10 protein-coding genes are annotated in these 8,900 nt (G+C 63.7%); 5 read left to right on the forward strand and 5 right to left on the reverse strand.

Going from position 1 to position 8,900, the window contains the following annotated elements; genetic code table 11:
* Nucleotides 1-65: 65 nt before the first annotated feature.
* Complete coding sequence (locus VMF11_01785) at nt 66-1,100, forward strand: redoxin family protein (protein ID HTU69024.1); 1,035 nt, start codon at nt 66-68, stop codon at nt 1,098-1,100.
* Here VMF11_01785 and VMF11_01790 read toward each other — a convergent pair.
* A complete protein-coding gene (locus VMF11_01790; protein HTU69025.1) occupies nt 1,052-2,464 on the reverse strand; it encodes a winged helix-turn-helix domain-containing protein in 1,413 nt (470 codons plus the stop codon). The two genes, VMF11_01785 and VMF11_01790, sit on opposite strands and share 49 nt — an antisense overlap.
* A 38-nt stretch (nt 2,465-2,502) precedes the next feature.
* On the opposite strand from VMF11_01790, the gene VMF11_01795 reads away from it, so the two are divergent.
* Together VMF11_01795 and VMF11_01800 are read left to right on the forward strand one after the other, a co-directional pair.
* Complete coding sequence (locus VMF11_01795; protein ID HTU69026.1) at nt 2,503-3,540, forward strand: sulfite exporter TauE/SafE family protein; 1,038 nt, start codon at nt 2,503-2,505, stop codon at nt 3,538-3,540.
* A gap of 9 nt (nt 3,541-3,549) precedes the next feature.
* Complete coding sequence (locus VMF11_01800; protein ID HTU69027.1) at nt 3,550-3,912, forward strand: hypothetical protein; 363 nt, start codon at nt 3,550-3,552, stop codon at nt 3,910-3,912.
* A 24-nt stretch (nt 3,913-3,936) separates the two neighbouring features.
* Here the strand turns inward: VMF11_01800 and sixA are convergent, their stop codons facing one another.
* The 4 genes from sixA to VMF11_01820 all read right to left on the reverse strand — a co-directional run bounded on the left by sixA (nt 3,937) and on the right by VMF11_01820 (nt 6,769).
* Nucleotides 3,937-4,524, reverse strand: a complete 588-nt coding sequence (gene sixA, locus VMF11_01805) for a phosphohistidine phosphatase SixA (protein ID HTU69028.1) — start codon at nt 4,522-4,524, stop codon at nt 3,937-3,939.
* On the reverse strand, nt 4,521-5,297 hold the full coding sequence (locus VMF11_01810; protein ID HTU69029.1) for a hypothetical protein: 777 nt from the start codon (nt 5,295-5,297) through the stop codon (nt 4,521-4,523). Before VMF11_01810 ends, sixA begins: the two co-directional genes overlap by 4 nt.
* Nucleotides 5,294-6,388 (reverse strand): P-loop NTPase, encoded by a 1,095-nt coding sequence (locus VMF11_01815; protein HTU69030.1) that lies wholly within the window; start codon nt 6,386-6,388, stop codon nt 5,294-5,296. The genes VMF11_01810 and VMF11_01815 overlap by 4 nt, the downstream gene beginning before the upstream one ends.
* Before the next feature lie 78 nt (nt 6,389-6,466).
* Nucleotides 6,467-6,769 carry a zinc-ribbon domain containing protein gene (locus VMF11_01820; protein ID HTU69031.1) on the reverse strand — a complete coding sequence of 101 codons (303 nt, stop codon included), beginning with the start codon at nt 6,767-6,769 and terminating at the stop codon, nt 6,467-6,469.
* A 121-nt stretch (nt 6,770-6,890) separates the two neighbouring features.
* Here VMF11_01820 and VMF11_01825 point away from each other — a divergent pair, with 121 nt between their 5' ends.
* Nucleotides 6,891-8,198, forward strand: a complete 1,308-nt coding sequence (locus VMF11_01825) for a glutamate-1-semialdehyde 2,1-aminomutase (GenBank protein ID HTU69032.1) — start codon at nt 6,891-6,893, stop codon at nt 8,196-8,198.
* A 296-nt stretch (nt 8,199-8,494) separates the two neighbouring features.
* Nucleotides 8,495-8,900, forward strand: a 406-nt coding sequence (locus VMF11_01830; protein ID HTU69033.1) for a helix-turn-helix domain-containing protein, incomplete at its 3' end; no start/stop codon positions are given.

Here is an 8,900-nt window from a genome sequence, read left to right on the forward strand (position 1 = left end):
ATCGTGTCAAGCGCAACGACGGTAAAGATGGGACGATAGTGTCGATGCAAATTGTACGTTCATGCGTGGCGCTCTGTGCTATCTTCGCGCTCTGCGCGCTCGCCGAAGGCTCCACGATGCCCTCGTTCGACGGCGGCAGCGCCTGGTTCGACAGCCCGCCGCTGCAACCGAGCGCTCTGCGCGGCAAGGTCGTGCTCGTCGATTTCTGGGAATACACGTGCTTGAATTGTCTGCGCACGCTGCCGTATCTGCGGGAGTGGTACAAGCGCTATCACGACGACGGCTTCACGATCGTCGGCGTGCAGTCTCCCGAATTCGATTTCTCGGGGCAACCCAAAAATGTCGAAGAGGGGGCCAAGCAGCTTGGCATTACCTGGCCGGTGATCGTGGATCCCAATCACACGATCTGGTCCCGCTACGGCGTTGAGGTGTGGCCGACCGAAATGCTCTTCGACCAGCAGGGCCGGCTCGTCGACGTGAATACCGGCGAGGGCAACTACCAATTGACCGAATCGAAGATTCAGGCGCTGCTGCGCGCGGGAAACCCGAGCCTCGCGCTGCCGCCGCTGATGGCGCTCCTGCCGCAAGACAACTACGATAAACCCGGCGCGGTGTGTTATCCGATGACCCCGGAGATTTTGACCGGGCGTGCGCCGATTGCCGACGCGCCGTCGTTCGGGAATCCCGCGACCGATCTCGACTACGCCGATCGCGGCGGCAATCACCGTGACGGCGCGGTCTATCTCGACGGCTACTGGCACGCGAATCCCGAGGGCGTCTTTTTTGGCGGCGGGGGTGGTTACTTCGAGCTGGAGTACCACGCGATACAGGTGTCGGTCGTGATGTCGCCGGGGCGCGGTCCTTCACGCGTCGACGTGAGCGAAGACGGTGCCCCCGTGCCGCGCGAGGACGCCGGAGCGGACCTGCAATACGACGCGAGCGGAAAGTCGTACGTGCTGGTCGATGCTCCCCGTGCGTACGATCTGATCATGAACAAGAACTTCGGACACCACGACCTGCGTCTGTCACCACAGGGCTACGACGTCGGTATTTACGATATCGCGTTCGAGTCGTGCGAGGTGCCCGGCGCAGCCAAGTGAAGCGCGCGGCAGCGCGCACACAGCGACATGCGAAAAAATTCGTTCAATTCGCTCGAACGTAACGGCTCCGCACAGCGATCGCAAAGCGGCGGCCGTCCACGTTCGATCGTGCGTATCAGGTCTGCATGCGTCCGCCGCAGCGGGGCATAGAGCGGATCGATCGCGGCAATGAACAGCGCCGGCTCGCGCGTCATGAGGGCGCGCTGCAGCAATTCTGCCGCGGTCTCGTTGTGCCCTAACGCGAGATGCACGGCGCTGAGCGAGATCTCCGCCGGCATCGGTGAGCGCTCGAGCAACGCGATCGCATCGCGCGCTTGCGCGCGATCCCCACGCCGGGCGGCGATGATTCCACGCGTCGCCGCGACGCGCGTTGCCATGTCCGGGCCGCTGATGCGCTCGAGCCGGCGCAGAGCGAGGTCATAGGTTTCCAGCATCGTGCACGAACACGCATCATAGAAGATCGCCGGCGTGTGTTCGGGATCGAGGGTGAGCGCGTTTTCGAAATAGCGGCGCGCCTCGTCGTACCGGCCCGCGATATAGAGCGCTATCCCGAGCTGCGAGGTCGCGTTCGGTGAAGCGGGCCGTGCGCTCACGGCCAAGTCGGCTTGGGTCAGCGCCGCGTCGAAATCTTGGCGGGCGAGGCGCTCCCAAAGGGCAGCGCTGTGCGCGGCGGGCAACTGCGGACCGAGCACCAGCGCATGCTCGACCGCGCTGCGCGTCTGTTCGCGATTCGCACCGAAAAAGAGCAGCAGCGTTGCCAGCGCGGCGAACGCGTCGGCCGAAGAAGGATCGTCTTCGATGACGGTGGCGAGCGTGCACTTTGCGAGCCAATAGGCTCGGTACGGTTCGTAGAAGAGCCGGATGCCGGCGGCAATATAGGCCTTGGCAAGCATGATGCGGGCCGCAAGATAGTCGGGGTCGCGCTCGCAGATACGCTCGAAGAGCCCGATGGCCTGGATGATTGCGCCCTCGGTCCGGCGGCGAAACTTCGAGACCGCTTGCTGGAAGAGCGGAAATTCGGCGCGCTGGAAATCGGGCGACTGATTTGTTGCTTCGATCGGCGAACCACCGGTGAACTGCAAACCGATGCCGGGCACGGTGCGAATGAACTCGCGGTCGCCTCCGTGCTGCGAGAGCGTCTGCCGCAAGCGATAGACGGTTTGGGTCAGCGCGGCGTCGCTCGCCGCGGCGCCTCGCCAGAGCCGCTCGATGATCTCGTCTTTGGAGATGGTCCTCGGGCGCTGCAGGGCGAGGAACGCGAGGAGTTCGGCTTCCTTGGGCTTGAGCATCACGGGCGAACCGGCATGCCACAGCTGCTGCTCGGGCATGCTCAGCACGAACGGGCCGAAAAGAATCTCACTCAACACCAGACTCTACGAACGATGCCGCGAACGTGTGACCCATGCTGAGCATTGCCGTCTATTTTCTCTGCGGCCTCGTCTTTGGTTATGTCGGTGGTCTCTTCGGTATCGGAGGTGGACTCATCGGTATTCCGGTGCTCGGGGTCTTCTTCGGATATTCGGAACAGGCGGCGCAGGGAACGGCGATGGTGATGATCGTGCCGAACGTCCTGCTCGGACTGTGGAACTACTTCCACAAAGTTGGATTCGACGTGCGTTTGGCGGTCACGCTCGCGGTTTCGGCCGTACCGTGTACCTACGTCGCGGCCCACTTCGCGACCACGATGCCGAGCGGGCTCTTGCGAATGGCCTTCGCGATTTTCATCGCAGCCATTGCGGCGCAGATGGCGTGGCGCACCTTTGGTCCCCAGCGAGCCGTAGCCAAACACCATTACCCCTGGCCGCTGGCGGCGCTGATCGGAGCGGTCGGTGGAACGTTCTCAGGATTGTTCGGCGTCGGCGGCGCGATCTTCGCCGTGCCGATGATGTCGATGTTCTTCGGGTTGAGCCAAGTCGTCGCTCAAGGGATGGGCCTCGCGCTGGTTGCTCCGGGGACCGTGGTGAGCATCGTGACCTATGGTTTTGCGCGCGACGTTGCGTGGATTCCAGGAATCGCCCTTGCCCTCGGCGGAGCAATCGCGGTGCCTCACGGTGTCAATTTGGCCAAGCGGTTGCCCGAACGGGTTTTGCGAGCACTCTTCATCGCGCTGATGCTCGCCGCCGCGTTCGGTTTGGCGGTGCGCTCCTCGGCCCGGGCCGCGACCCTGTTTGCGCCCTCGGGCATTCTCGCCGCTCCGGCGAAGTACGAGCGCAAGAACGTCACCGTGATCGGCATCGTGGAGGACGTCACGGTTCGAGCGATCCCGGGCGGCGTGGTTTCGCAGTTTGCGCTCTGCGACAGCCGCTGCATCAACGTGGTCGAGTTCACCCGGCCTTCGTTCGCACCGGGGCAGTCGCTCACCGTTGCCGGGACGTTCCATACGATCTTTTCCAACGGCATCATTCAAGCGCGCAACGTTATCATCGTCTCTAATCCATAAGAGGTACCCATGAAACACTTTTTCGCCCTCGCGGCCGTGCTCGCGATCTCGGCCGGCGTTGCATGTGCGGACACGGCGCTCGCACCTTCAGCCGTCGTCGCCGGGGCGTCGACGTACGACCGCCAGAGCGTCACCGTCACCGGGACCGTCAAGAACGTGCAGACCAAGCAAGGCCCGCGCGGTACGATCACGCAGTATCAACTCTGCGATGCGCAGTGCGTCAACGTCGTGCAGTTCGGAAGCGCCACGGTGAGCGAGGGGCAAACGCAAACGATCACCGGCCGCTTCCGCGCCTCGGTCGATCGCGGCCCGATGCACGCGCAGAACGTGATCATGGTGATGCCGGCCGGGGGCTGGCACCACCCGCACTGACACGATTCAATCGGCGGTTAACTATCAGGATATAGAATCGGACGCAGGGGCTATCACTGCGTCCGAAGTGTCACTCACAACACTTCGCCGAGTATGGCTCATCGTGCGGTCCTTGTCATCACGGAGTCTAACACCATGCGCGAGGAGTTTGGGTGAGGCCAACCAGATCAGACGGCCGGTCAGCGGCGAACCGCCGCGGACGTCGACCGCGGCGACGCTCCCTTTCTTTAAGTCGAGATCGGCGCCGCCGATCAGCAGGCTGATCACCTCGCTCATCGACGGCTCGTGACCCACGAGCATGATCGCGTCGACGTCATGATGGTCATCGAGCAATCTCGCCAGCCGCTCCAGCGAAAACTCGGTATCGACCCGCTCGTCCTCGACGAGTGCGTCGTGCAAGCGCAGTTCCTTGGCGACGATCTCGGCGGTTTGACGCGCGCGCACGAGCGGGCTGGTGACGATGACGTCGAGTACGAGCTTTAGTTCGCGCAGCGATTGTGCTTCGCGTGCGATGCGCTTTCGCCCGTCCGGCGTGAGCGGCCGGTCGAAGTCGGAACCCTGCCACGTCTCGCGATCGCCGGCCGGACCGTGGCGCAGAAAATAAAGGATCACATTTTCCCGAAGAACGAGCCGATAGCAAAGTAGATGTCGCGCGTTTCGTCGCCGCGGGGGCATACGAGGTGAAGGACGTCGTACGGATGACCCTCGTAATTCGCGAGCGCTTGCGAGGCTTCTCGAAATGCATCGCCATTCTTGTTGCAGCGCAGCGTGAGAAGATACATCTCCTCGTCCATTGCGCCGCTGAACTCGTCGGTTGCGCCGTCGAGCAAGGCATCGGCGAACGAGGTGCCGCCGTGCGTCGCCGGCGCAGAAGCGCGCGGGAGCCCGTCGAAGGCATCCTTCGGTGCCGCAAAGGCGATGGAATCGACGAGATCGTTGCGAAACGCGTAGGTCCAGGTCGCACCGCTCGGGTCGCTGTAAGTGAGCGTCGGACGCTGCCGTGCGTCGATCGTTTGCCGTCCCGGTCCTCGCTTCCCGACCACTTCGCTCAAGTGCATTCCGAGCGTGATGCCGAGCGGATCGGCTAACGCCGATGCCGGAATCGACGGGCGCGCGAAGACCGGGCGCGCGAGCTGCATACTTACGACGTACCCGCGGTGAAAACCGACGTAAAACGCGGCTCTCCCCTCATCGAGCGCGTAAGCGATGAAATTGTCGCCGTCGGCTAACTGCGCGACAAACCCGGCTTCACCGAATCGTGCATAGACGTTTGCTTGCGTCTCGCCCAGCGTTATACCGAGCCATTGGGTCTGCTGCGGCGACGATGATGGCTGAGGTGCCGCGGCCAAGAGCAGTGCGAGGGAAGCGCCGGCCAACGCTCTCATACCAACGAGATGGTCTCTTTGGGTTTGGGATGCGCGAGCAACGATTCGAGCAGCGCCGCGGCGAGTTGGTCGCAGACGGGGTCGTCGATCTCTTCGACGCGTCCCTCGTCCGCCAGTGCGGCCTTGCGCGGATCGATCGGAATGCGCGCGAAGACCGGCGCATGCGCCAGCTCCGCGACGCGATCGGCGTACGAAGGCCCGAAGACCTCGTAGCGCTCGCCGGTATCCGGAGCCGTAAAGTACGACATGTTCTCGACGACGCCGAGAATCGGTTTCTTGAGCTGGTGCACCAGGTTCGCGGCTTTGCGCACGATCATCGTCGCCAGCGCCTGCGGCATCGTCACCAGCACGACGCCGTCGACCGAGAGCGATTGCAGAACCGTCAGCGGAGCGTCCGAGGTTCCCGGCGGCAGATCGATCAGCAGTACGTCGAGGTCGCTCCAGAGCACCTGTTCGTAGAACTGGCGGATCACGCCGGAGAGAATTGGTCCGCGCCAGATCATCGCAGTGTCTTCTTTGTCGGTGAGCAGATTCGAACTGACCACTTCGATCGCGCTGCGCGAAACGGCGGGCACCATCAACGGCTGCGGATTGCCTTGCGCCGTTTTCGGCGCGTTGGGATCAGCTTCGATCGCAAGCGGCGTGTGCAAACCGAAAAGTTTCGGAATCGACGGTCCGGTGATGTCGGCATCGAGAATGCCGACCGCGAGATGTTTGCGGCGTAGTCCGAGCGCGAGCAGCGCGGTGACGAGTGACTTTCCGACGCCGCCCTTGCCCGACATAACGGGTATGACGTGCGCGATCTTGGCGCGGCCGGTGAAGGCGCCGGGCGCGCGGCGCGCCGGCGTGCGATCTTCGTTTGAAATCAGCGGAACGAAACCCGAGAGCCGCGCTTGCGTGAGCGCGGCGACGATCGGCTCGACGCGCAGTCCGTGCGCCTTCGCGCCTTGCTCCACCGTCTCGTATTTGCTTACGCCGCAGCCGGCGCAGCCCAGACCGAACTGACTCAGCACATCGGCCGCGATGGGCAGGGCGGCGACCAGCTCCTTGATGTTGCTCTGCGGGGTGATCTGAATCTCTAGGTGCGGCACAATCTCCCTATTCGGCGAAACAAAAAAGGCGCCCCCGCAGGGGCGCCTCTAAAGGCGCGCGGCTAGCCCGCGCTATCTTCAGCGGTAGCCGGCGTGGCGCGACGTGAAGCAGCTCCGGCAGTACACGGGCTTGTCGGTACGCGGCTGGAACGGCACTTCGGCCGGCCCTCCACACTGACTGCACGTTGCATGGAACATCTCACGGCGGCCGTAGCCGGCGCCGGCGGTTTGCGGCTGGCGCGCTTTTCGCACCGCCCGGCAATCCGCACAGCGGCTGGGCTTATTGGTAAAGCCCTTCATCGCGAAGAATTCTTGCTCGCCGGTCGTGAACGCGAACGGGCGTCCGCAGTCGATACAGCTGAGCGTTTCATCTCTATACATGAACGAGTCTCCTAACTCTGGATTTGTCCTGGGGTTCGAGACTCGTTAGTACACTGTAGAAAAGGTGGGACCGCGGAATTCGAAAACCTGTAACGCTACCCCTAACCGTAGGAGGGCCCAAATGGTTGCACCCGGCGGCGCCGCAGTGAACATGCAGACCGGACTGAGCCGAACCGTTCAACGCGCGCACGCGGTCCTGGCCGGCGGCTGCGATTCGCCGGTGCGTTCGGGTTGGGCCGTCGGCGGCCCGATGTTCGTGCAGGCAGGCGCGCGGGGCGCGCACGCGTTTGATGAAGAGGGGCGGCGGTACGTCGATTACGTCATGGCCTATGGCCCGCTGCTCTTCGGCCACACGCACCCTGCGCTGGTGACGGGGCTCGATGCGATCGCGCAGGACGGCTTCGTCTGGGGCGCGACGCATCCGGAAGAGATACGGCTCGCCGAACGAATCCGCGGCCATCTTCCTTCGATGCAGCGGATGCGCTTCGTGACCACCGGAACCGAGGCGGTGATGAGCGCGATCCGCGTCGCGCGCGCCTTCACCCAACGCTCGCTCGTGCTGAAGTTTGCCGGCAACTATCACGGTCACTCGGACTTCGCGCTGCTCGATGCCGGCGCGTCGGCGCACACGCCGGATGCACGGGCGAGCGGTATCCCCGAAGGCGTGATGCGCGACGTCGTCGTCGCGCGCTACAACGATCTCGCCGACGTCGATCGCTTTCTGGCCGGACGTGAGCACGAACTGGCGGCGATCATCGTGGAACCGGTCGTCGGGAACATGGGTTACGTCACGCCGGTTGCCGGGTTTTTGGAAGGGCTGCGCGAGCGCACGGCGCGTTACGGCGCGCTGCTGATTTTTGACGAAGTGATCACCTGGCTGCGATTAGGATTGGGCGGCGCGCAGGCGCGCGCCGGCATCGAGCCGGACATGACGATCGTCGGCAAGATCATGGGCGGCGGCGCGCCGATCGCGGCCTTCGGCGGCCGCGAAGACGTGATGGCCGTGCTCGCGCCGATCGGTGCGACGTTCACCGGCGGCACGCATGGCGGCAATCCATTCTGCGTCGCGATGGCGCACCGGGTGCTGGATCTGCTCGAAGCGCATCCCGAGTATTACGACCACATGCGCGGCCTCGCGGAAGCACTCGCCGGCGGCATTCGCGCGATCTTTTCCGGTCTCGGTCTCCCGTATGCCGTGGTGCAGCACGAGTCGATCGTCGATTTCAAATTCCGCCCGGGACCGCCGAATCGGAACTACGACGACGCGCTCGCCGCGGATGCGAAGAGGTACGCCGGCTACTGGCATGCGATGTTCGATCGCGGAATTTTGCTCCCGCCGAGCCAGAACGAAGTGATGTTCGTCTCGACCGCCCACAGCGTTGCGGATATCGACGAAACGATCGAGGCAATCCGCTCGGCCTTGCATTGAGCTTGTCGAGGGGCTTTGTCATTCCGAGCCCCTCGACTCGCGGAGCTCGCTCAGGACAAGCTCCGCGAAGCGGAGTCGAGGGACTGCTGCACTTGTCATCCCGAGCGGAGCGCAGCGTAGTCGAGGGACCGCGAAAGCCATTCTTCCCTTGGAGCGCCAGGACGGCGTGTAACCGCCTGCACGAGCGCAGTGAGTTGTGATGGTAAGGCGTAGCCGTGAAGCCACGAACGGGCCGAACCTGCAACCGAGGTGACTGCCAGGCGTATGGCATTGATAGTCGCTAGACTCGAGGAAGCGTGAAACGCATCGAACGCGTGCGGCTGTATCCCACGTTCCGTCAGGCGGAGCGCCTTCGCTTTGCGCTGGACGTCACGCGGGAACTGTACAACGCGCTGCTCCAAGAGCGTCGCGACGCATACCGTCTGCGTAAGGTGAAGATTTCTGCCAGGATGCAATACGCGGAAATCACGGCACTGCGCAAGCCGATCGACCGTCTTGACGGCCGCCTTGCGGCAGTCTACCGGGAATGCGAAGACGCCGTACTGCATCGCCTCGACCTGGCGATGCAGGCGTTCTTCCGACGCATCGAGCGAAGCAAGACCCCGGGCTTTCCGCGCTTCAAGCCGGCGGCCCGCTGGAAGCAGCTGGCATTTCCACACGGCAATCGCGCGCTCACGTTCGATGCGGTGCAACGCTCGGTGA

This window comes from Candidatus Baltobacteraceae bacterium (genome assembly GCA_035502855.1).
GTDB lineage: Bacteria > Vulcanimicrobiota > Vulcanimicrobiia > Vulcanimicrobiales > Vulcanimicrobiaceae > Aquilonibacter.